At 61.4% G+C, this 20,365-nt stretch carries 20 protein-coding genes and 2 pseudogenes; 14 read left to right on the top strand and 8 right to left on the bottom strand.

Annotated elements, in window-relative coordinates; genetic code table 11:
* Window positions 1–141: 141 nt before the first annotated feature.
* The 4 genes from AC19YS_RS21120 to AC19YS_RS21105 are packed head-to-tail and all read left to right on the top strand — an operon-like array spanning window position 142 to window position 2,742.
* Entirely contained in the window at window positions 142–444 is a 303-nt protein-coding gene (locus AC19YS_RS21120; protein WP_124416961.1) for a PepSY domain-containing protein, read from the top strand.
* Window positions 444–758, top strand: coding sequence for a PepSY domain-containing protein (locus AC19YS_RS21115; protein ID WP_106580082.1), 315 nt, complete (start codon window positions 444–446; stop codon window positions 756–758). The genes AC19YS_RS21120 and AC19YS_RS21115 overlap by 1 nt, the downstream gene beginning before the upstream one ends.
* Window positions 758–1,426, top strand: coding sequence for a response regulator transcription factor (locus tag AC19YS_RS21110; RefSeq protein WP_106580083.1), 669 nt, complete (start codon window positions 758–760; stop codon window positions 1,424–1,426). Before AC19YS_RS21115 ends, AC19YS_RS21110 begins: the two co-directional genes overlap by 1 nt.
* Window positions 1,423–2,742: a sensor histidine kinase gene (locus AC19YS_RS21105; RefSeq protein WP_500602562.1), complete on the top strand. Its 1,320-nt coding sequence runs from the start codon at window positions 1,423–1,425 to the stop codon at window positions 2,740–2,742. Before AC19YS_RS21110 ends, AC19YS_RS21105 begins: the two co-directional genes overlap by 4 nt.
* 147 nt (window positions 2,743–2,889) lie before the next feature.
* Here AC19YS_RS21105 and AC19YS_RS21100 read toward each other — a convergent pair whose 3' ends face one another.
* A complete protein-coding gene (locus AC19YS_RS21100) occupies window positions 2,890–3,645 on the bottom strand; it encodes a methyl-accepting chemotaxis protein (RefSeq protein ID WP_370004744.1) in 756 nt (251 codons plus the stop codon).
* 102 nt (window positions 3,646–3,747) lie between these two features.
* Window positions 3,748–3,894 (bottom strand): annotated as a pseudogene (locus AC19YS_RS21095) (HAMP domain-containing protein); the annotation flags it as partial.
* A 1,388-nt stretch (window positions 3,895–5,282) separates the two neighbouring features.
* Here AC19YS_RS21095 and AC19YS_RS21090 point away from each other — a divergent pair.
* The 5 genes from AC19YS_RS21090 to AC19YS_RS21070 all read left to right on the top strand — a co-directional run bounded on the left by AC19YS_RS21090 (window position 5,283) and on the right by AC19YS_RS21070 (window position 11,017).
* Entirely contained in the window at window positions 5,283–6,602 is a 1,320-nt protein-coding gene (locus tag AC19YS_RS21090) for a Na+/H+ antiporter family protein (protein WP_500602599.1), read from the top strand.
* 102 nt (window positions 6,603–6,704) lie between these two features.
* A complete protein-coding gene (ctpM, locus tag AC19YS_RS21085) occupies window positions 6,705–8,384 on the top strand; it encodes a methyl-accepting chemotaxis protein CtpM (protein WP_106580087.1) in 1,680 nt (559 codons plus the stop codon).
* A 103-nt stretch (window positions 8,385–8,487) separates the two neighbouring features.
* Window positions 8,488–9,156 (top strand): RraA family protein, encoded by a 669-nt coding sequence (locus tag AC19YS_RS21080; RefSeq protein WP_500602560.1) that lies wholly within the window; start codon window positions 8,488–8,490, stop codon window positions 9,154–9,156.
* Entirely contained in the window at window positions 9,153–9,812 is a 660-nt protein-coding gene (locus AC19YS_RS21075; RefSeq protein ID WP_500602559.1) for an RraA family protein, read from the top strand. The genes AC19YS_RS21080 and AC19YS_RS21075 overlap by 4 nt, the downstream gene beginning before the upstream one ends.
* Window positions 9,809–11,017 carry a pyridoxal phosphate-dependent aminotransferase gene (locus AC19YS_RS21070; RefSeq protein ID WP_500602558.1) on the top strand — a complete coding sequence of 403 codons (1,209 nt, stop codon included), beginning with the start codon at window positions 9,809–9,811 and terminating at the stop codon, window positions 11,015–11,017. Before AC19YS_RS21075 ends, AC19YS_RS21070 begins: the two co-directional genes overlap by 4 nt.
* On the opposite strand, the gene trhP is transcribed toward AC19YS_RS21070, so the two are convergent.
* On the bottom strand, window positions 11,014–12,327 hold the full coding sequence (trhP, locus tag AC19YS_RS21065; protein ID WP_500602557.1) for a prephenate-dependent tRNA uridine(34) hydroxylase TrhP: 1,314 nt from the start codon (window positions 12,325–12,327) through the stop codon (window positions 11,014–11,016). The two genes, AC19YS_RS21070 and trhP, sit on opposite strands and share 4 nt — an antisense overlap.
* A gap of 262 nt (window positions 12,328–12,589) precedes the next feature.
* Here trhP and AC19YS_RS21060 point away from each other — a divergent pair.
* Together AC19YS_RS21060 and AC19YS_RS21055 are read left to right on the top strand one after the other, a co-directional pair.
* Window positions 12,590–13,048: pseudogene (locus AC19YS_RS21060) on the top strand (thioredoxin family protein); the annotation flags it as partial.
* 107 nt (window positions 13,049–13,155) lie between these two features.
* Window positions 13,156–14,223 (top strand): AI-2E family transporter, encoded by a 1,068-nt coding sequence (locus AC19YS_RS21055; protein ID WP_106580092.1) that lies wholly within the window; start codon window positions 13,156–13,158, stop codon window positions 14,221–14,223.
* Window positions 14,224–14,242: 19 nt separating this feature from the next.
* Here AC19YS_RS21055 and AC19YS_RS21050 read toward each other — a convergent pair whose 3' ends face one another.
* The 3 genes from AC19YS_RS21050 to AC19YS_RS21040 form a co-directional block, all read right to left on the bottom strand.
* Window positions 14,243–14,425, bottom strand: a complete 183-nt coding sequence (locus AC19YS_RS21050) for a hypothetical protein (protein ID WP_106580093.1) — start codon at window positions 14,423–14,425, stop codon at window positions 14,243–14,245.
* Between the two features lie 91 nt (window positions 14,426–14,516).
* Complete coding sequence (locus AC19YS_RS21045; protein ID WP_106580094.1) at window positions 14,517–14,711, bottom strand: hypothetical protein; 195 nt, start codon at window positions 14,709–14,711, stop codon at window positions 14,517–14,519.
* A gap of 234 nt (window positions 14,712–14,945) precedes the next feature.
* Window positions 14,946–15,299, bottom strand: a complete 354-nt coding sequence (locus tag AC19YS_RS21040; protein WP_053255424.1) for a hypothetical protein — start codon at window positions 15,297–15,299, stop codon at window positions 14,946–14,948.
* 156 nt (window positions 15,300–15,455) lie between these two features.
* Between AC19YS_RS21040 and AC19YS_RS21035 the strand changes: the two genes are divergently transcribed.
* Window positions 15,456–16,274 carry a shikimate 5-dehydrogenase gene (locus tag AC19YS_RS21035; RefSeq protein ID WP_200624898.1) on the top strand — a complete coding sequence of 273 codons (819 nt, stop codon included), beginning with the start codon at window positions 15,456–15,458 and terminating at the stop codon, window positions 16,272–16,274.
* 120 nt (window positions 16,275–16,394) lie between these two features.
* On the opposite strand, the gene AC19YS_RS21030 is transcribed toward AC19YS_RS21035, so the two are convergent.
* Window positions 16,395–17,045, bottom strand: coding sequence for a YceH family protein (locus tag AC19YS_RS21030; RefSeq protein WP_106580096.1), 651 nt, complete (start codon window positions 17,043–17,045; stop codon window positions 16,395–16,397).
* 125 nt (window positions 17,046–17,170) lie between these two features.
* On the opposite strand from AC19YS_RS21030, the gene AC19YS_RS21025 reads away from it, so the two are divergent.
* Window positions 17,171–17,680, top strand: a complete 510-nt coding sequence (locus AC19YS_RS21025) for a DUF1993 domain-containing protein (RefSeq protein WP_053255427.1) — start codon at window positions 17,171–17,173, stop codon at window positions 17,678–17,680.
* Between the two features lie 63 nt (window positions 17,681–17,743).
* On the opposite strand, the gene sstT is transcribed toward AC19YS_RS21025, so the two are convergent.
* On the bottom strand, window positions 17,744–18,964 hold the full coding sequence (gene sstT, locus AC19YS_RS21020; protein WP_200624900.1) for a serine/threonine transporter SstT: 1,221 nt from the start codon (window positions 18,962–18,964) through the stop codon (window positions 17,744–17,746).
* A gap of 239 nt (window positions 18,965–19,203) precedes the next feature.
* Between sstT and AC19YS_RS21015 the strand changes: the two genes are divergently transcribed.
* Complete coding sequence (locus tag AC19YS_RS21015) at window positions 19,204–20,361, top strand: MFS transporter (RefSeq protein ID WP_124416970.1); 1,158 nt, start codon at window positions 19,204–19,206, stop codon at window positions 20,359–20,361.
* Window positions 20,362–20,365 lie beyond the last annotated feature (4 nt).

Here is a 20,365-nt window from a genome sequence, read left to right as displayed (position 1 = left end):
AGCGGGGCAGTATAGGAAAACTCGCGAGTGATGGGTAAAAGAGGGCGATTGAAAAATGCCATGGTGGCAATTCAGTTTCAGTTAAGTTGCAGCGGGTACGTTGGCCTGCGTAGGAAAAACATCCTGAAACGGAGATTTGCCATGAAGCGCCTCACAGCGCTGGTCGCCGCCGGTATCATCGCCTGCACCTCGGCACAGGCCTGGGCAGTGGACCCTGACAAACCACTGACATTGCCTGGCACTGTTACAATCGTCGCCTTTGATCAGCTGGAAGCCACGGCCCTGGCACTTCACCCAGGTTCGACCCTGCTGGACACCGACCTCGACGAGGCCTACGGCAAGTACTTGTACCAAGTAGAACTGGAAGATGCCGACGGCATCGAGTGGGAAGTCGAATTGGACGCGCTCAGCGGGCACGTGCTCAAGAATCATCAGGAAACGTAATGAAGGTATATCGACGCGCCAGTGGTTTGATGGTGCTGGTGCTCCTGGCTTTTTGTTCCAGCCTGGCGGCCCGCGACCTCAACCAGGATGAAGCTTTGGCACTGCGCCAGCAGGGCGTGATCCTGCCGCTCGAGCAACTGTTGCAACAGGCCATGGCGCGCTACCCCGGCTCTCGGTTGCTGGAAGCCGAGCTTGAAAAAAAACACGGCCAATATGCTTATGAGGTGGAGCTGGTGACCACCGAAGGCGTGGTGCGCGAGATCAAGCTGGATGCGACCACCGGCGTGCTGCTCAAAGATAAGGAAGACGACTGATGCGCCTGCTTCTGGTGGAAGACAACGTTCCCTTGGCCGATGAACTGCTGGCCGGCCTGCAGCGCCAGGGCTATGCCGTCGACTGGCTGGCCGATGGGCGCGATGCCGCCTATCAGGGCCGCAGCGAACCCTATGACCTGATCATTCTCGACCTCGGTTTGCCCGGCCTGCCGGGGTTGGACGTGTTGGCGCAATGGCGCGCAGCCGCCCTGGCCACGCCAGTGCTGGTTCTCACCGCGCGCGACTCCTGGGCCGAGCGCATCGAAGGGCTCAAGGCAGGTGCCGACGATTACCTGAGCAAACCCTTTCACCCCGAAGAACTGCACTTGCGTGTTCAGGCGTTGTTGCGCCGCTCCCATGGCCACGCCAACCAGCCCACCTTGCAAGCTGCCGGGTTGCACCTGGATGAAGGCCGCCAGTGTGTACTGCGCGACGGCGAAGAGATCCAGCTGACCGCCGCCGAATTCCGCCTGTTGCGCTACTTCATGCTGCACCCGGAACAGATCCTGTCGAAAAGCCACTTGGCCGAGCATCTTTATGACGGCGAGACCGAGCGCGACTCCAACGTGCTGGAAGTTCACGTCAACCACCTGCGTCGCAAGCTGGGCCGCAGCGTGATTGAGACTCGGCGCGGCCAGGGTTACCGCTTTGGCGCCAGCCCTGCATGAGGTCGATTCAGCGGCGCCTGAGCCTGGGGCTGATCAGCGTGATGGTGATCGTCGGCGTGGTATTGGCGCAAACCAGCCTGTGGTTGTTCGAGGCCGGTTTGCAGCGCTACCTGGAAGCGGGCTTGCGCAACGACAGTGAAAACCTGCTGGTGGCGCTGGTGCGCGGCCCGAACGGTGTGCAACTGGATGAACAACGTTTGTCGCCGGCCTATCAGCGGCCGTTTTCCGGGCATTATTTCCGTATTGATTTTGCCGACATTCATTGGCGTTCCCGTTCGTTGTGGGACCAGGAATTGCCCCGGCTGCCGGAAGCCGGGCTCAAGGGCAACCTGCAACTGGGCCCGGAAGGCCAGCAACTGCTGGTGTTGCGCTCGGACTACAAGCGTTTTGGCCAGTCGATTTCCATCAGCGTGGCCCAGGACTACACGCCGGTGCGGGAAAGTTTCCGTCTGATGCGTCAGATCGGCCTGGTGATGGGCCTTGCGGCATTGCTGCTGGTGCTGATCCTGCAACGGGTCACGGTGCGCCGCGCCTTGCGCCCGCTGGAAACCGCCCGCGAACAGATCGCTCAACTGCAACAAGGCCAGCGCTCACAACTCGACACTCAAGTGCCGCTGGAACTGGAACCCCTGGTGGCGCAGATCAACCACCTGCTGGCTCACACCGAAGACAGCCTCAAGCGCTCGCGCAATGCGTTGGGCAACTTGGGGCATGCGCTGAAAACGCCGTTGGCCGTGCTTTTGAGCGTGGCCTCCAGTGAGCAGCTCAAGGCCCATCCCGAACTGGGCAAGCTTTTGCGCGACCAGCTGGAGCAAGTGCAGCAACGCCTGAATCGCGAACTCAACCGCGCGCGCCTTGCCGGCGAAACCCTGCCAGGTGCCTTGTTTGATTGCGAAAAAGAGCTGCCCGGCCTGCTGGCCACGCTGAACATGATCCACGGTGAACACCTGGATTTGAGTTACCACCTCACGCCCGGCCTGCAATTGCCCTGGGACCGTGAAGACTTGCTGGAGCTGTTGGGCAACCTGCTGGACAACGCCTGCAAATGGGCGGATGCGGAAATACGCTTGAGCATCAGCGAAACGCCGCACAGCTATTTGCTGGCCGTTGAAGATGACGGGCCGGGCATTCCGCAGAGTCAGCGCGACCAGGTGTTCAGCCGGGGTACGCGTCTGGATGAACAGATCGACGGCCATGGTTTGGGGCTGGGGATTGTGCGCGATATCGTCGAGGTGTGGGGCGGAGTGTTGCAGTTGCAGGAGAGTGTATTGGGTGGCCTGAAAGTGCTGATCGAATTACCCAAGCGCCAGGCCTGATACACCACAAAATATAAAAATGTGGGAGCGGGCTTGCTCGCGAAGACGGAGTGTCAGCCAGCAAATTCGGCAACTAACACACTGCATTCGCGAGCAAGCCCGCTCCCACATTGGACCTGCTCAAGGGTCAGAGTCTGTGCAACTCACTCACACGCGAAACTGATCCATCAACCCCTGCTGCTGATTCGCCAGGCTGTTCAGCGCTTGGCTCACCCGCGCCGATTCATTCGCCTGCTCCGACAGCGACTCGGTCACATCGCGGATCGTCGCCACGTTGCTGTTGATCTCTTCGGCCACTGCGCTTTGCTCTTCGGCGGCGCTGGCGATTTGCAGGTTCATGTCGCTGATCACCGTGACCGCCTCGCCAATCTGGCGCAGGGCGGTGACCGCCTGGCCGACCTGCTCGACACTGCCCTGGGCCTGGCGATAGCTGTTGCCCATGGAGCCGACCACATCGGTGGTGCCGTTTTGCAGCAGTTCGATCACCACGCGGGTTTCTTCCACCGATTCCTGGGTGCGCCGTGCCAAGTTGCGTACTTCGTCGGCGACCACGGCAAATCCACGGCCGGCCTCACCCGCGCGGGCGGCTTCGATGGCGGCGTTGAGTGCCAGCAGGTTGGTTTGCTCGGCAATGCCTCGAATTACTTCCAGCACCGAACCGATTTTCTCGCTATTGGCCGCCAGGCCTTCGACCTGAGCCATGGCGGTGCTCATGTCCGCCGCCAAGTGCCCGATGTTGGTGGTGGTGCGGTCGATCACGGTCAAGCCCTCGCGGGTGGCCTGGTCGGCGTCGCGCGCGGCTTGTGCGGCTTGGGCGGCGCTGCGGGCTACGTCCTGGGCGGTGGCGCTCATTTCGTGGGAGGCGGTGGCCACCTGATCCACCTGGCGGTACTGCTGCTCCATGCCGGCGCTGGTCTCAGTGGCAATTGCGGCGGATTGGTCGGCCGTGCCGCGGGCGTCCTGCACTGAGCGTTTGACCTGGGCAATGATCGGTTGCAGTTTGTCGAGGAAGCGGTTGAACCAACCGGCCAGTTGGCCCAGTTCGTCCTGCTTGTCGTAGGCCAGGCGACGGGTCAGGTCGCCTTCGCCGCTGGCGATGTCTTCCAGCATGCGAGCCACGCCAAGGATGGGCCGGGTCACGCTGCGAGCCATCAGCCACACCAGTACCAGGCCGACCACGGCCGCGAGCAGGCCCAGGCTCAGTTCCAGCAGGGTGCCGCGCGTGTTATCGGCATCCAGTTGCGCCTTGAGCGCCTCGGCGGGGCCCACCAGGACTTTTTCCGGCACATCCAGCAACACACCCCACGGCTTGCCGCCGGGAATCGGTGCGAACGGCGCCAGTACCTTGAGTTGATGGTCGGTGCGCACGCTGCGGATCTGCGTGCTGGCCGCCAGTGCGTTGATCAATTGCGCGCCGCTGGCCGTGTCGACTTTATCCAGGCGCTGGCTGAGTTTGCTCGCATCCGGGCTGTAGCCGGCGAGCAAACCGGTGGGGCTGAGGATGCTGACTTGCGTCTGGCCGTCGTACAGCTTCTTGCTGGCCTGCTGGCTCACGGCCTGCAAGCTGTTGAGGTTGATGTCCACCGACAGCGAGGCGATGACTTTGCCGTTGACCATCAGCGGAAACACGATGCTGGTCATCAGCACGTTTTGCCCGTCGATCACATAAAAGTACGGCTCGATCACGCAGGGTTTCAAGGTTATGCGCGGGCAGGTGAACCAGGCGTTGGCTTTCTCGCCGCTGGGCCCAATGCGGGTGTCGGACATGTCGCTTTCGGGCAGTGACATGGAGGTCAATTTGCCGGGCGTCGGTTGCGACCAGTACAGGGCAAAACGGCCTTTGTCGTTGCTGCCCAGTTCCGCCTGATTGGCGAACAGCTCATCCTTGCCGTCCAGCGCATTGGCTTCAAACACCAGCGACAACCCGAGCAGGTCCGGGTTGGCCTGGAGTGCGGCCTTGACCTGGCGGGTCAGGTCTTCGCGGGTGTCGAAGGCGTCGAGGAAGCGTTTTTCCGCCTGTTCGCGCAAAAACAGTACCTGACGGGCAAAACCATGGCCGTACTGGTAGGCGTCCATGAACTGCTGGCGAATGCCCAGCGCCTGCACTTCACCCTGGGCCTCGATGCGTGCCTGGGCGGACTCGTCGAGCATCTGCATGCTCGAGGCTTTGACCTGCTGCGAGCTGTGCTCCATGCGATACAGCGACAGACCCACCAGCAGGGTCACGATCCCCAGCAGGCACAGGCCGGCGAGCAGGGTGATTTTCCATTGAATGGAGAGCTGTCTGAGGAACATCGAGGAGCATCCTTAACCTGAAAACACAGAGAGTCAGGCTATCGGCCGCGTTTTGCCGTTCTTTATTATTTAAACGTTCAATTGAACGCTGAAAACGACGCCGTTTTTTGACATGCGCGCCCGCCTGCTGCAAAGTGCGCGCCCTCTAATAAGACCTCCTAAAGCCTGCACGCCGGCAGCCAACCCCATGGCCGCCCGGGCGCGGGCATGCCTGTTTTTTATGTTTCTGTCTTGAGGTAACCATGATTAACGCAGTCATCGCCGCGGTCGGCACCATGCTGGTGCTCAGCTTGTCCCGCGTGCATGTGGTCATCGCCATCATTGTCGGCGCCCTAGTGGGTGGCTTAACCGGTGGCCTGGGCATCGAGGCCACGCTCAAAGCCTTCAACGGCGGCTTGGGCGGCGGGGCGACCGTGGCGTTGTCCTACGCCTTACTCGGCGCTTTCGCGGTGGCGATTGCCAAGTCCGGTCTGGCCCATGCCCTGGCAGATAAGGCGCTGATGCTGGTCGATCGCCAGGAAGCCACGGGCGGCAGCCACGTCAAATGGTTGCTGATCGGTCTGCTGTGGGTCGTGGCAATTGCCTCGCAGAACATCCTGCCGATCCACATCGCGTTTATTCCGCTGCTGGTGCCGCCGCTTTTGTATGTGCTGACCAAGCTGCAATTGGACCGTCGCCTGATCGCCTGTGTGATGACCTTCGGCCTGATCACGCCGTACATGTTCCTGCCGGTGGGTTTCGGCAACATCTTCCTCAACCAGATTTTGCTGGCCAACGTGGCCAAGAGCGGCGTCGACGTCAGCCAGGTCAACGTCACCCACGCCATGGGCTTGCCGGCGCTGGGCATGGTGGTTGGCCTGCTGGTGGCAGTGTTTGTCAGTTATCGCAAAAAGCGCGTGTACGACCTGGAAAAAATCGAGCGCGTCGAGCAAGTGGCCGTGCAGTACAACCCGCTGACCCTGCTGGTGGCCGGGCTGGCGATTGCCTCGGCGTTCATCATTCAACTGTGGCTGGACTCGATGATCATTGGCGCCCTGGCCGGGTTCCTGATCTTTTCGGTGTCGGGCATCGTGCGCTGGCGCGAAACCGACGACCTGTTCACCGAAGGCATGAAGATGATGGCGATGATCGGCTTCATCATGATCGCTTCCTCGGGGTTTGCCGAAGTGCTCAAGGCCACGGGTGACGTGCGTTCGCTGGTAGAAACCTCGGCGGCATTCATCGGCCATAGCCGTGGCGTGGGCGCGCTGCTGATGTTGCTGGTGGGGCTGCTGGTGACCATGGGCATTGGCTCGTCGTTTTCCACGGTGCCGATCCTCGCCGCGATTTTTGTGCCGCTGTGTGTGCAACTGGGTTTCAGCCCGTTGGCGATTGTGTGCATCGTCGGCACCGCAGGCGCCCTGGGCGACGCCGGCTCACCGGCGTCGGACTCGACCCTCGGCCCGACCTCCGGTCTGAACATCGACGGCCAGCACCACCATATCTGGGACACCGTGGTGCCGACGTTCCTGCACTACAACATCCCGTTGCTGGCATTCGGCTGGCTCGCTGCGATGACCCTTTAATGATGTGAAACACCTTCCGCGCCACGGGTAACGAGTGGCCTACAGATCCGTTGCAGTTGGCCGATAGCCTCTCCAAGTCGCCACTAATAAGAGAGAAAAGCCATGCGTCTGAGTCTGAAGGCCAAAGTCCTGTCCCTCGCCGTAGTGCCGGTATTGCTGTTTGCCGTGGTCATCAGCCTGACCACCGTGTGGATCCTCCAGGGCCAGGCGCGCAACGAAGTGGATGAAACCCGCCAGCGCCTGCTCAACGACGCCAAGGCCACCCTGCAAAGTTACGTCGAGGTGGCCATGACCACCATCAAACCGCTCTACGACGCCGCCGCCCCTGGCGACACCGCCGCGCGGGCCGAGGTGGTCAAGTTGCTGTCGAACACCAACTACGGCAAGGACGGCTACTTCTTCGGCTACGACTCCGAGACCATCCGCCTGTTCAAGGGCAACAGCCCCGACGGCGTGGGCAAGAGCTTCAAGGACAACCGCGACCCCAACGGCGTCTACGTCAACCGCGACCTGGTCAAGGTCGGCAAGGACGGCACCCACTACCTGCAATACAGCTCGACCCAACCGGGGCAGACCGAGTTGGTGCCCAAGCTTGGCTACACCGAATACCTGCCCAAGTGGGACATGGTGATTGGCACCTCGGTCAACCTCGACGGCATCGAAGCCCAGGTGGCGGTGGTTGAGGCCAAGGTCGAGAAACGCATGGAAGGCGTGCTGCTGAGCATCCTCGGTGTGGCCGTGGTGGTGTTGCTGGTGATTGCCGCCGTGGGCATGGTGACCGCCAATACCATCCTGCGGCCGTTGAACTTGATGAAAGCCAACCTCGACGATATCGCGGCGGGCGAGGGCGACTTGACCCGCCGCCTGGCCATCACCAGCCAGGATGAACTGGGCGATCTGGCGGGTGCGTTCAACCGCTTTGTCGACAAGATCCACGGCCTGGTGCGGCAGATCACCGAGATGACCTCGCAACTCACCGGGTTGGTCGGGCAGGTGTCCGAGCAAGCCCAGCGCTCGGAAACCGCGATGGAGCGCCAACGTCACGAAACGGACCAAGTGGCCACCGCCATTAATCAGATGTCCTCCGCCGCCCATGAAGTCGCGCGCAGCGCCCAGGGCGCCGCCGTCGCCGCGCAACAGACCGACGCCGAGGGCCAGGCCGCCAAGCGCGTGGTGGACGGCAGCATTGCGCAGATTCATGCGCTGGTGAATGACATCCGCAGCAGTGGCGTGTCCCTCGACAGCCTGCAACAGGACGTGTCGTCGATTGTCAGCGTGCTGGGGGTGATCCGTTCGATCGCCGAACAGACCAACCTGCTGGCGCTCAACGCCGCCATCGAAGCCGCGCGAGCAGGCGAGGCCGGCCGTGGTTTTGCGGTGGTGGCCGATGAAGTGCGAGCGTTGGCCAGCCGCACTCAAACCAGCACCCAGGAAATCCAGGGCATGATCGACCGCCTGCAAAAAGGCACCGAAGCCGCCGTGGACGCGATGCGCCGTTCCAGTGATGCCGGCGACGGCACCTCGGCCCAGGCCAACCAGGCCGGCGCCTCACTGGACACCATGGCGCAACTGATCGGCACCATCAACTCGATGAACGCGCAGATTGCCAGCGCCGCCGAAGAGCAAACTGCCGTGGCCGAAGAGATCAACCGCAGCGTGCATCAGATCGCCGTGGCGGTGGACAGTGTGGCCGATGAAACCCAGCTGGGCGCCCAGACCTCTCGCAGCCTGGCGGATTTGGGCCAGCGCCTGGGGCAGTTGGTGGGTCAGTTCAGGATCTGATCTTTCATAGGTTTAACCTATGTTTAACTAACGTACATACGAATATACCGCTCACCGCCCCTCGGTAAGACTTGAGCCCCAACCACAACAGGGGCTCACCTCAATGCGGCATCCCGACCCGCTTCAACGCTTGGCTGAACTCGACACCAACACGGTTTCCGACGCACTGGATGTCCTGCAACTGCCCGGCGCCGTGGTGGGCATCCGGCCGTTGTGGGATTGCCCCACGGTGGTCGGCCGCGCCAGCACGGTCAAGCTGGCGCCCAAGACCGACGCCGCTCCCGGCGTGCACCTGATTTTCCCGGTGATCGACGCCATTACCGGCGATGACCGCGTGCTGGTCATCGCCGGAGGCATCGACGGCGTTTCGTGCTGGGGCGACATCATTGCCAATGCCGCCGTGGCCAAGAATATTCGCGGTGCGGCGATCGACGGGTTCAGCCGGGATATCGACGGCAGCGCGTCCGTTGGATTCCCGGTGTACGGCCGTGGCGTGACCATGGTCAGTGCGCGAAACCGCGTGGTGCAGGTGGGCGCTGGCGTGACGATCAGCGTCGGTGGCGTCGATGTGTCGGAAAACGACTTCGTCATCGCCGACCGCTGCGGCAGCGTTTTCGTCCCCGCCGCAGTGATTGAACAGGTACTGGATTTGGGCGAGCGCATCGCCGCCCGTGAAGCCGGCATGGTCGACGCAGTACGCAGCGGCCGTTCGGTGGCCGATGTGATGCACGACAGCCAATTCGACGCCATCCGTGTGGAGCCCGCCCAATGAATGACCAACAGCTGGTCGCGCTTTTTGAAGGGCTCGACACGCCCGGCGTCTCGGATGCCATGGATAAACTCGGCATTTGCGGCCAATGCCTGGGCATCGCACCGCTGGATAACTACCGTGGCACTATCGTCGGTCCAGCCTTTACCGTGCAGTACGTGCCAGCCGCCACACCGCCGGGTTCGGTAGGTGACTTCATCGAAGACGTGCGGCCAGGAGACGTGGTGGTGCTGGCCAACGCCGGTCGCACCGACTGCACCGTGTGGGGCGACATCATGACCCAATACGCCGGCAGTCGCGGGGTTGCCGCCACGGTGATCGATGGCGTGTGCAGGGACGTCAGCAAAGCGTTGGGCGATGGTTATCCGATGTTCACCAGAGGCCGCTACATGCGTACCGGCAAGGACCGAGTGCAAGTGGCGTCGGTAAACCAGCCGGTGGCCATCGGCGGTGCCCGTGTGTGTGCCCGGGACATCGTGGTGGCCGATGCGAATGGCGTGCTGGTGGTGCCCCGCGACCGTGCCGAAGCCGTGGCGCGCACCGCGCGGCAGATTGAACACGCGGAGTCGCAGATTCGGGCGCAGCTCGAGGCCGGCAAGACCCTCAAGCAAGCGCGCGAAGCCCTGGGGTATCACCAGTTGCAGAGGAAAGACTCGTGACCCTCGAACGTCTGAACACGCGCCTGGCTCACGCCCAGCCGTCTGCCACCTACCGCATCATCGACCGCGTCGCCGCCCGCCGCGCCGAAGGGGCGCAGATCATTTCGCTGTGCGCCGGCGAGCCGGATTTCGACACCCCGGAACACATCCGCCAGGCCGGTATCGACGCGATCCGCAATGGCCACACGCGCTACACCCAAGTGGCCGGTGTGCGTGCCTTGCGTGAAGCGGTCGCGCAAAAATTCCGCCGTGAAAATGGCCTGGCTGTCACCTGGCAGGACACGATCGTCAGCAGTGGCGGCAAGCACGTGATCTACAACGCGCTCGCCGCCACGTTGAACGACGGGGATGAAGTGATCGTGCCCGCGCCTTACTGGGTCAGCTACCCGGAAATGGTCGAGCTATGCGGCGGCACTGCCAGGATTGTGCCGTGCAGCGGCGAGGATGGGTTCAAGTTGACGCCAGCGACGCTGGACGCGGCGATCAACCCCGCGACGCGCTGGCTGATCCTCAACTCGCCCTCCAACCCCACCGGCGCGGTGTACAGCCAGCAGGAGCTGCGCGCCCTGGCCGACGTGCTGTTGGCGCATCCGCATGTGCTGGTGCTGGCGGACGATATCTACGAACACTTGCTGTTCGACGGGCAAACCTTCCACACCCTGGCTGAGGTTGAACCCGAGTTGGCGCCGCGGGTTTTGACCATGAACGGCGTGTCCAAGGCATACGCCATGACCGGTTGGCGCATTGGTTTCGCCACTGGGCCGCGTTGGTTGTTGGCGGCGATGGAAAAGCTTCAGGGCCAACAGACCTCAGGCGCCAGCGCGATTTCACAGCACGCGGCGATTGCTGCCTTGAACGGGCCGCAGGCGTTTATCCAGCAGTCGCGGGCCGTGTTTGAGCGTCGGCGGGACTTGGTTGTGTCCTTTCTAAACAACACGCCGGGCCTGGAATGCGCGCGCCCGTGCGGCGCGTTTTACGCGTTTGCCTCCTGCGCCGGTTTGCTGGGGCGCACCACGCCTGCCGGCAAGCGGCTGCAAAACGACGAAGACGTGGCGCATGCCTTGCTCGATGAGGCCAACGTGGCCGTCGTGCACGGTAGCGCATTCGGCCTGGCGCCGTACCTGCGCATTGCTTACGCCCTGGACGATGACGCGTTGCTGCAGGCGTGCGAGGCCATCCGCCGGTTCTGCGCGGCGACGCGTTAGAGGTCGCGCATCAGCAGGCCGAAGCGCAGGTCCATTGCGGCCGGGAGCGGCACATACACGGTGTGCCCGTCGCCCGGCGCGACCTCAATGGCGTCACCCTTGGCGTTGTGCAGCACGGCCAGGTCGAAGTGAAAATTCCCGGCGGGCGTCATCAATTCCAGATGATTGCCCACGGCAAAGCGGTTCTTCACCTTGACCTCGGCCAGCTCCCCACGGCGCTCGCCGGTCAACTCCCCGACAAACTGCTGACGTTGCGACACCGAGCTGCCGTGCTGGTAATTCTGGTACTCGTCATGCACGTGGCGGCGCAGGAAACCTTCGGTGTAGCCGCGCTGGGCGAGTGATTCCAAATCGCTCATCAGCCTGCGGTCGAAAGCGCGCCCGGTCACCGCATCGTCGATGGCCTGGCGATACACCTGGGTGGTGCGTGCGCAGTAGAAGTGCGATTTGGTGCGGCCTTCAATCTTCAGCGAATGCACGCCCATGTAGGTCAGGCGCTCGACGTGCTGCACCGCGCGCAGGTCTTTGGCGTTCATGATGTACGTGCCGTGTTCATCCTCGAACGCGGGCATTGGCTCATCCGGGCGATTGGCTTCCTGCAGCAGGAACACTTGATCGGTCGGCGCGCCGATGCCCAGGGTTGGCTGACACGTTTGGACGATGTCGCCGGCGGCGTTTTCCACCGCCGGCGTGGCCTGATACTTCCAGCGACACGCGTTGGTGCAGGTGCCTTGGTTGGCATCGCGCTTGTTCAGGTAGCCCGACAGCAGGCAGCGTCCGGAATAAGCCATGCACAGGGCGCCGTGCACGAACACTTCCAGTTCCATGGTCGGCACGTGTTGGCGGATTTCCTCGATCTCTTCCAGTGACAGCTCGCGCGACAGAATCACCCGGTTGATGCCTTGTTGCTGCCAGAACTCGACGCTGGCCCAGTTCACCGTGTTGGCCTGCACCGACAGATGGATGGGCATCTGCGGAAAATGGCGGCGCACCAGTATGATCAGCCCCGGATCGGACATGATCAGCGCATCCGGGCCCATGTCGATCACTGGCGCCAGGTCCTTTAGGAAGGTTTTCAGCTTGGCGTTGTGCGGCGCGATGTTCACCACCACGTAGAAACGTTTGCCCTGCGCGTGGGCTTCCTGGATACCGAGCGCCAGGTTGGCGTGGTCAAATTCATTGTTGCGTACACGCAGGCTGTAACGCGGCTGGCCGGCGTAGACTGCATCGGCGCCGTAGGCGAAGGCGTAGCGCATGTTTTTCAGGGTGCCGGCGGGGGCGAGCAGTTCGGGGGCGATGACAGATGGCATGGGTTTGCGTCGCAAAAGGTCGCGAGGGTAGTGGAGCTTGATCTCGGATTTATTGATCCAGATCGCCCTTTGTTGATTTTGTATCGTGGTGTATCGGCAGGCGGGTTTCGACATAGGCGCGATACGTCGGCGGTTTCCAATGGGGCATCCCCCTCGCCACAAGGTAATTGCCATGCGACTTATCTCGGTGCTGTTCGCCGGCCTGCTGTTAGCCTTTGCCCTGGTGTCCAACCAGGTGGCCAGCCGAGAGACCCAAACCACCCAGGGTGCGATGCCCTCACTGGCGGGCGCGGTCGAGTGGCTCAACTCGCCACCGCTGAGCACCGACGCGCTCAAAGGCAAAGTGGTGCTGGTTGATTTCTGGACCTACGATTGCGTCAATTGCCGCCGCGCACTTCCCTATGTGCAAGCCTGGGCCAGGCGGTACGAACAAGACGGGCTGGTGGTTATCGGCGTGCACACCCCGGAATACGTCTACGAGCACATCATCGGCAATGTCAGGGACCAGGTGCGCAAACTCGGTATCACTTACCCGGTGGCCGTCGACAACAACTACGCGATCTGGCGCAGTTTCGATAACCAGTACTGGCCCGCCCATTACCTGATCGACGCCAAGGGGCAGGTGCGTTACAGCCACTTCGGCGAAGGCCGCTATGACGCTCAGGAGCAGATGATTCAGACGCTGTTGAGCGAGGCAAAGGCGCAGGCTTCCGGGCAATAAGTGATGCGGTCTATGCTTGTGCGATAAACGATGGCACTCCCAGCATTCGCAGCGGACTAAGCATCAGGGCCTGCACAGGGCCTTGGCTTTTCTGACATGGACCGGACATGAATCAAACCAACCTGCAATTCAAAACCCTGTTGTTGCTGCTGGCCCTGGTGACCATCGCCTTTATCTGGATATTGCTGCCGTTTTACGGCGCGGTGTTCTGGGCGGTGATCCTCGGCATTATCTTTGCCCCGATGCAGCGGCGCCTGCAACAGCGGTTCGGCTGGAACCGCAACCTCACGTCCCTGGCGACGCTGACGGTGTGCCTGATCATTGCGATTTTGCCGGTGATCATTACCAGTGTGCTGCTGGTGCAAGAGGGCGCGACCCTGTACAAAAATATTGAAAGCGGCAAGTTGGACGTGGCGGGGTATATCGAGCAATTCAAGAATGTCCTGCCGCCATACTTCCAGCACCTGCTGGACCGCTTTGGCATGGGCAACCTGGAAGGCCTGCGGGAAAAGATCGTCAAGAGTGCAATGCAGGGCAGCCAATTCTTTGCGACCCAGGCGTTCAGCTTTGGCCAGGGCACGTTTGATTTCCTGGTGAGCTTTTTCATCATGCTGTATCTGCTGTTTTTTCTGCTGCGCGACGGTCCGGAACTGGTGCGCAAAGTGCGCACGGCGGTGCCGTTGGCCGAGCCGCAAAAGCGCCGTTTGCAGCTCAAGTTCAATCGCGTGGTGCGGGCCACGGTCAAAGGCAACGTGCTGGTGGCCGTCACTCAAGGCGCGCTGGGCGGTTTGATTTTCTGGTTTCTGGATATCCCCAGCGCGTTGCTCTGGGCGGTGTTGATGGCGTTTCTGTCGCTGCTGCCTGCCGTGGGCGCGGGGATTGTGTGGGGCCCGGTGGCCATCTATTTCCTGTTGAGCGGTTCGATCTGGCAGGGCGTGGTGCTGGCGGTGTTCGGCGTATTCGTGATCGGCTTGGTGGACAACGTACTGCGCCCGATCCTGGTGGGCAAGGACACCAAGATGCCGGATTACCTGATCCTGATCTCGACCCTGGGCGGGCTGTCGGTGTTTGGCCTGAACGGGTTTGTGATCGGGCCGCTGGTGGCGGCGTTGTTTATGTCGAGCTGGGCGCTGTTTGTCGAAAGCAAACCGCGGGTCAAGCTGCCGCTGCCTTAGCGGTTACAGAAGGCGAGCTTCAGGCGTGCAGTCTGAAGCTCGACGCTTGTTGAAGCTGCTTTTCGGCGGCCGATAACGACGTAAGTGGGCCGCTGATGGGCTCGCCATCGCGTACCAAATACCAGCAAGCCAGCAGCCCCAGCTTGCGAAGAGGGGCGGGAACGGCGCTGCCGATAACGGACATGATCTGAACAGTGGGCATAGAGGCCTCCAATTGCTATGGAGGCCACCTTACGGCGCTGCGGGCCGAAGGAAAAATCAACCGGCTCGATAGTCGTCATCAACACAAGACGTCAATCCACCACTTGATCAAGCATGATCACCACTTCCTGCTCACTGAGCAGCCCCTTGTGCACCAGGTTTTGCGCCAATAACGCCAGGAACTTCGCGCTGCGATGGCCTTCAAGGTGCTTGAGCTCTGTGAGTGCACTGTAGACCTTACTGGACGTGCACAGGCCGGCGGTGCGGTGCGGGTTTTGCGTGGGCATGGTCAGTCGTCCTTAATTGTTATTGGCTGGACAGAATCAATAGTGAGAGGGTTTCGTGACACAAACATGACAGCGCAAGCCTCGTTCGAGCAAGTAGACATTAGCCATAATCATGTGCGATTACGCCTCGAGCATTGTCCTCACAGCGACCTTTGCAGGGTAAATCCGGACCTTTGAGGCAAAAAAAAGGCCCCGCGGGTAAGCGGGGCCTGATCCTGTGATGTCAATTGCGTGTTACCAGCCGCGGCCGTAATAGCCATGGGGAGGGCCGTAGTAACCACGTGGTGGGCCGTAGTAAACCGGCGCCGGGCGATAATAAACCTGCTGTTGCACATACACCGGTGGTGGCGGCGCGTAGTAGACCGGAGGAGGCGCGGCATATACCGGTTGCGGCTGAACGTAGACCGGTTGCTGCACGTAAACCGGCTGGGATTGGCTGGCAACCACCGAGCCGACAACGGCTGCGCCGACTAAAGCACCCAACACGGCCGGGCCACCCCAACCACCACCGTGGGCGGAGGCTTGGCCTGCCATAGCGAGTGCGCCGATAAGCAAGGCGATTTTGGGGATTTTACGAATCATGGTCATTCCTCGGTTAGCCCCTGCGCTTGTGGTCTGCAATCAATAGACTCAAGGATTGTCGCGGGGATACTTTTAAGACAACGTATTTCTGAAAAACAGCACAGCCGATAGGTAAAGGTTGTGTAAGGTCTGTACCCAATTGCTTACTCAAAGGAGTTTTCCATGCAGATGCACCCCAACAAGGACACCCAGCTGTGTATGTCATTGTCGGCGCGCCCCGGGAATTTTGGCTTGCGTTTCCATAACCATCTGTATGAACAGTTGGGTCTGAACTTCTACTATAAAGCCTTCAGCAGCCAGGATTTACCCAGCGCGATCGGCGGTATACGCGCACTGGGCGTTCGCGGTTGCGGCGTTTCCATGCCATTCAAGGAAGCCAGCATTGCCTTGGTCGATGAGCTGGACGACTCGGTCAAGGCCATTGCCTCCCTCAACACCATCGTCAACACCAACGGCCATCTCAAGGCCTACAACACCGACTACATCGCCGTCGAGCAACTGCTGAAAAAGCACGCGGTACCGAAGCAATCCACCTTTGCCCTGCGCGGCAGCGGCGGAATGGCCAAGGCCGTGGCCAGTGCCTTGCGCGACGGTGGTTACGCCCATGGCGTGATTGTGGCGCGTAACGAAGCGGCCGGTCGGGCCTTGGCGCACAGCCTGGGCTACGAATGGCAGGCAGAGCTGGGGGACTTGCGCCCGCAGATGTTGGTCAACGTGACACCGATCGGCATGACCGGTGGGGCAGAGGCGGATCAACTGGCGTTTGAAGCAGAAGCTGTGGATGCCGCCGATACCGTCTTCGATGTCGTGGCGATTCCCGCCGAAACGCCGCTGATCGTGCGCGGGCGGGCCAAAGGCAAGCGAGTGATTACCGGGCTCGAAGTGATCGCGATCCAGGCGTTGGAGCAATTTGTGCTGTACACCGGCGTTCGGCCAACGGATGAACAGTTTCAGGCCGCAGTGGCCTTCGCCCGAAATTAACGCCTGCGCAGATCCAAATGTGGGAGCGGGCTTGCTCGCGAATACGGTGTGTCAGTCGACGAATGTGCCTACTGAACCACCGACTTCGCGAGCAAGCCCGCTCCCACATTGTTGATCGAGTTATGCCTGTTCCAGGTGTGCCAGGCGTTCTTCAAGCGCTGCGATTCGGGACTCAAGCTCTTCGATACGATCCAGAGAAACCGCCCCCGTCGACCGCTCCACCGGATTCCCCCGTGCCGCCAGAATCACCTCGATATCCGCCGGGTCCCCCAGCGCATGGGTATAACGGTCTTCGCGCTGCCCGGCCTGACGCGGCACCAGCACCGCCAGCCCGCGCGCGATCAAACGCTCCAGCTGGTGTACGACTTGCTCGGCGTCTTCAAAATCATGCATGCGCCCGCTGCGAGTCAGCAGTTCATTGACCGTCTGTGGCCCGCGCAGAAACAGCAGCCCGATCAGGATCACCTGGGCCGGCACCAGCTCCAGCGCCTTGTCCACGCGATGTTCCCAGCGGTCGGCGCGGCTCCCCATCACCAGGCGGGTAAAACCCTGGCCTTCCAGCGCGCGCAGGCTTTGGCCGACCTGGCCCTGGCTGAGGTTCGTCACCGGTTCGCGGCTGGTCTTCTGGTTGCACGCCAGCACCAGGGCGTTAAGGGTCAGCGGGTAGGTTTCCGGATTGGTCGCCTGTTTCTCGATCAGGCAGCCCAGGATGCGGATTTCCGTGCTGTTCAGGCGCGGCTCAGGGGTCTCGGTGTCGTGCTCGGCGGTCATCGCGCTTTCCCTATGCAGTGAATCCACTAGCCTAATCCTGAAAAAATAAAAGACAAGCGGCACGCGCGGCTGGCATGTCTATAATCGCCGCTGGTTCCAAACCCTGCCATTACCGTGAGACTCTCATGACTATTTCCCTGTACGCCGCCTCCATCCCGGTCTTCAAGCAAATGCTCAACGCCCTGAGCGATGTGCTGAACAAAGCCGAAGCCCACGCCACCGCCAAGAACATCGAGCCAAACGCCTTGCTGCAGGCGCGTCTGTTTCCGGACATGTTCCAGCTGGTGCGCCAGGTCCAGATCGCTGTCGACTTCGCCAAAGGCGTTTCCGCGCGCCTGGCCGAGATCGAAGTGCCGAAGTACGAAGACAGCGAAGTGACCTTCGCCGACCTGCAAGCACTGATCGCCAAGGTGCTGGCATTTGTCGACACCATCAAGCCTGAGCAAATCGACGGCAAGGAAGGCATCGAGATCATCACCCGCCCAGGCACGCCGAAAGAAAAGCGCTTCAGCGGCCAGTCCTACCTGCTGACCTACGGCCTGCCGCAGTTCTTCTTCCACGTCACTACCGCTTACGCTCTGCTGCGTCACAACGGTGTGGAAGTGGGCAAGCGTGATTACATGGGCGCTTTCTAAGCCCATAAAAAAAGCCCGGGGTTGTTCTTGATCGAACGCCCCGGGCTTTTTCATGCCTGACGGTTAAGCCAATTGCTCATCCTTGCCCAGGCACGCCGCAGCAGTAAACAGCACATCGGTGGACGAGTTGAGCGCGGTTTCCGCCGAATCCTGCAGCACGCCGATGATGAAACCGACGGCCACCACCTGCATGGCGACTTCGCTGGGAATACCAAACAGGCTGCACGCCAGTGGAATCAACAGCAGCGAGCCACCGGCCACACCCGACGCCCCACACGCACAGATCGCCGCGACTACGCTGAGCAGCACGGCGGTCGGCAGGTCGACGGCAATGCCGAGGGTATGAACCGCTGCGAGTGTCAGCACGGTGATGGTGATGGCCGCACCGGCCATATTGATGGTGGCGCCCAGCGGAATTGACACCGAGTAGGTGTCTTCATGCAGGCCCAGGCGTTTGCTCAGCGCCAGGTTCACCGGAATATTCGCCGCCGAACTGCGGGTGAAGAAAGCGGTGATGCCGCTCTCACGCAGGCACATCAGCACCAGCGGGTACGGGTTGCGGCGCAGTTTCCAGAACACGATGGCCGGGTTGACCACCAGCGCCACGAACAGCATGCAGCCGACCAGCACCATCAGCAGGTGAACGTAGCCGAGCAGGGCGCCGAAGCCGGAAGTGGCCAGGGTTGAGGCCACCAGGCCAAAGATGCCAAGCGGTGCGAAGCGAATCACCATGCGCACGATCAGTGTCACGCCGTTGGACAAATCCTCCAGCACGGTGCGGGTGGTTTCACCCGCGTGACGAATCGCGATGCCCATGCCGATGGCCCAGGCCAAAATGCCGATGAAGTTGGCGTTCATCAGTGCGCTGACCGGGTTATCCACCACACTGAGCAACAGGCTTTGCAGCACCTCGCCGATGCCGCCGGGCGCACTGACGCTGGCATCGTGGGTGGCGAGCACCAGCATCGAGGGGAACAACGTGCTGGCAATCACTGCGACCACGGCGGCAGCGAACGTGCCCAGCAGGTACAGAAACAGGATCGGCTTGATATGGGTTTCCTGGCCGTGTTTATGACTGGCAATCGATGCCATCACCAACACGAAGACCAGAATCGGCGCCACGGCCTTGAGCGCGGCGACAAACACCTTGCCGATAAAACCGGTGGCCTTGGCCGCCTCTGGCGCGAACAACGCGAGAAGGATGCCGGCGACCAGGCCGAGGATGATTTGCGTGACCAGGCTGACGCGAGCCAGTCGTTGCAGGAGGGAAGGGGCAGCAGTCATAAACACATGTCTCTATTTTTTTGAAGGCACAGCGGCGCACGCATAACGGGCTGTAGGGCGCGGGGCGCGGAGTCTAGCACGCTGTACAAAGTGTTCCGTGCGATGCGGCATTCGGTCACCCGCGCCTGCGGGCCTTGGCCAAATCCCGACATACTCTGTTAACATTCTCGCCTCTCACCTTTCCTATCCGTCAGCGAGCCCCTCGGGCTGTCGTTGATGTCGTCGTTTCTGGAGTTTTCATGCTGTTTCCCATCCTGCTGCTGTCGGCCGCCGGCTTCACCGTGCTGACCACAGAATTCATTATCGTCGGCCTGTTGCCGTCCATTGCCCGGGACTTGGATGTCACCGTGTCCCAGGCCGGGCTGCTGGTGACCTTGTTTGCCTTTACCGTGGCGGCGTTTGGCCCATTTCTCACGGCGTACTTCGCGCGCTTTGGGCGCAAGCGTTTGTTCATCAGCATTCTGATTATGTTTGGCGTGGCCAATACGGTGGCCGCGCTGGCGCCGAATATTTGGGTGATGGCAGTGGCACGGTTGATCCCCGCGTTGGGGCTGCCGGTGTTCTGGGCCTTGGCCAGTGAAACCGCAGTGGATATCGTTGGCCCTGAATACGCCGGGCGCGCCATCGAAAAGATTGGCTTTGGCATCGTCTGCGCCACCGTGTTCGGCATTCCAGTGGGCACATTGATTTCGGACATGTTCGGCTGGCGCACCGCGTTCGCGATCCTCGCCGTGGTGGCGTTGGCCAAGGCGTTGCTGCTGTTTATCTACCTGCCGGTGACTAAGCCGAAGAACGATCAAGTCACCCTGCGCTCGCAGTTCAAGATCCTGCGCAACCCGGTGATGCAAGGCCATATTCTGCTGTCGATCCTGGTGTTCAGCGGCATGTTCACCGCTTACACCTACCTGGCCGACATCCTCGAGCGCCTGGCCGGGTTCGACGGCACCCTGGTGGGCTGGTGCCTGATGGGCTTTGGCGCGGTCGGCCTACTCGGCAACTCCCTGGGCGGGCGCGCAGTGGATCGCCACCCCTTGATCGCCTCCATGGTGTTCTGCGGGTTCATGATCGCAGGCATGGTGGCCTTGGTTCCGGCAATTCACTCAACGATTGGCCTGGCGGCGGCGATGGCCGTGTGGGGCGTGACCCAGGCGGCGATGTTCCTGGTCAGCCATGTGCGGTTGATGAAGGCCGCGCCCCATGCCCCGGCGTTTGCCGCGTCGTTGAATATTGCTGGCGCCAACCTTGGGATCGGCTTGGGCGCAATGGTCGGCGGGCATGTGATCGACACCCTCGGCCTTGGCAGCCTGGGTTTTGCGGCGTCCGGTTTTATCCTGGTGTCGATCTTGCTGGCGCTGTGGCTGATGACCGCCAGGCAACCGGTCGCATCCCACGCCTGAACCC

This window comes from Pseudomonas sp. MF08831, from assembly GCF_059862645.1.
The sequence above is the reverse complement of the archived record's forward strand: the minus strand, read 5'-3'. Positions and strand labels throughout refer to the sequence as shown.

Bases quoted from the DNA above. Each gene is read 5' to 3' on its own strand.
- AC19YS_RS21080 (WP_500602560.1), top strand. From the start codon at position 8,488: ATGCGGCATCCCGACCCGCTTCAACGCTTGGCTGAACTCGACACCAAC.
- AC19YS_RS21050 (WP_106580093.1), bottom strand. From the start codon at position 14,425: ATGCCCACTGTTCAGATCATGTCCGTTATCGGCAGCGCCGTTCCCGCC.
- AC19YS_RS21040 (WP_053255424.1), bottom strand. From the start codon at position 15,299: ATGACCATGATTCGTAAAATCCCCAAAATCGCCTTGCTTATCGGCGCA.
- AC19YS_RS21120 (WP_124416961.1), top strand. From the start codon at position 142: ATGAAGCGCCTCACAGCGCTGGTCGCCGCCGGTATCATCGCCTGCACC.
- sstT (WP_200624900.1), bottom strand. From the start codon at position 18,964: ATGACTGCTGCCCCTTCCCTCCTGCAACGACTGGCTCGCGTCAGCCTG.
- AC19YS_RS21025 (WP_053255427.1), top strand. From the start codon at position 17,171: ATGACTATTTCCCTGTACGCCGCCTCCATCCCGGTCTTCAAGCAAATG.
- AC19YS_RS21100 (WP_370004744.1), bottom strand. From the start codon at position 3,645: ATGGAGCAGCAGTACCGCCAGGTGGATCAGGTGGCCACCGCCTCCCAC.
- AC19YS_RS21055 (WP_106580092.1), top strand. From the start codon at position 13,156: ATGAATCAAACCAACCTGCAATTCAAAACCCTGTTGTTGCTGCTGGCC.
- trhP (WP_500602557.1), bottom strand. From the start codon at position 12,327: ATGCCATCTGTCATCGCCCCCGAACTGCTCGCCCCCGCCGGCACCCTG.
- AC19YS_RS21035 (WP_200624898.1), top strand. From the start codon at position 15,456: ATGCAGATGCACCCCAACAAGGACACCCAGCTGTGTATGTCATTGTCG.
- AC19YS_RS21110 (WP_106580083.1), top strand. From the start codon at position 758: ATGCGCCTGCTTCTGGTGGAAGACAACGTTCCCTTGGCCGATGAACTG.
- AC19YS_RS21075 (WP_500602559.1), top strand. From the start codon at position 9,153: ATGAATGACCAACAGCTGGTCGCGCTTTTTGAAGGGCTCGACACGCCC.
- AC19YS_RS21045 (WP_106580094.1), bottom strand. From the start codon at position 14,711: ATGCCCACGCAAAACCCGCACCGCACCGCCGGCCTGTGCACGTCCAGT.
- AC19YS_RS21115 (WP_106580082.1), top strand. From the start codon at position 444: ATGAAGGTATATCGACGCGCCAGTGGTTTGATGGTGCTGGTGCTCCTG.
- AC19YS_RS21015 (WP_124416970.1), top strand. From the start codon at position 19,204: ATGCTGTTTCCCATCCTGCTGCTGTCGGCCGCCGGCTTCACCGTGCTG.
- AC19YS_RS21105 (WP_500602562.1), top strand. From the start codon at position 1,423: ATGAGGTCGATTCAGCGGCGCCTGAGCCTGGGGCTGATCAGCGTGATG.
- ctpM (WP_106580087.1), top strand. From the start codon at position 6,705: ATGCGTCTGAGTCTGAAGGCCAAAGTCCTGTCCCTCGCCGTAGTGCCG.
- AC19YS_RS21030 (WP_106580096.1), bottom strand. From the start codon at position 17,045: ATGACCGCCGAGCACGACACCGAGACCCCTGAGCCGCGCCTGAACAGC.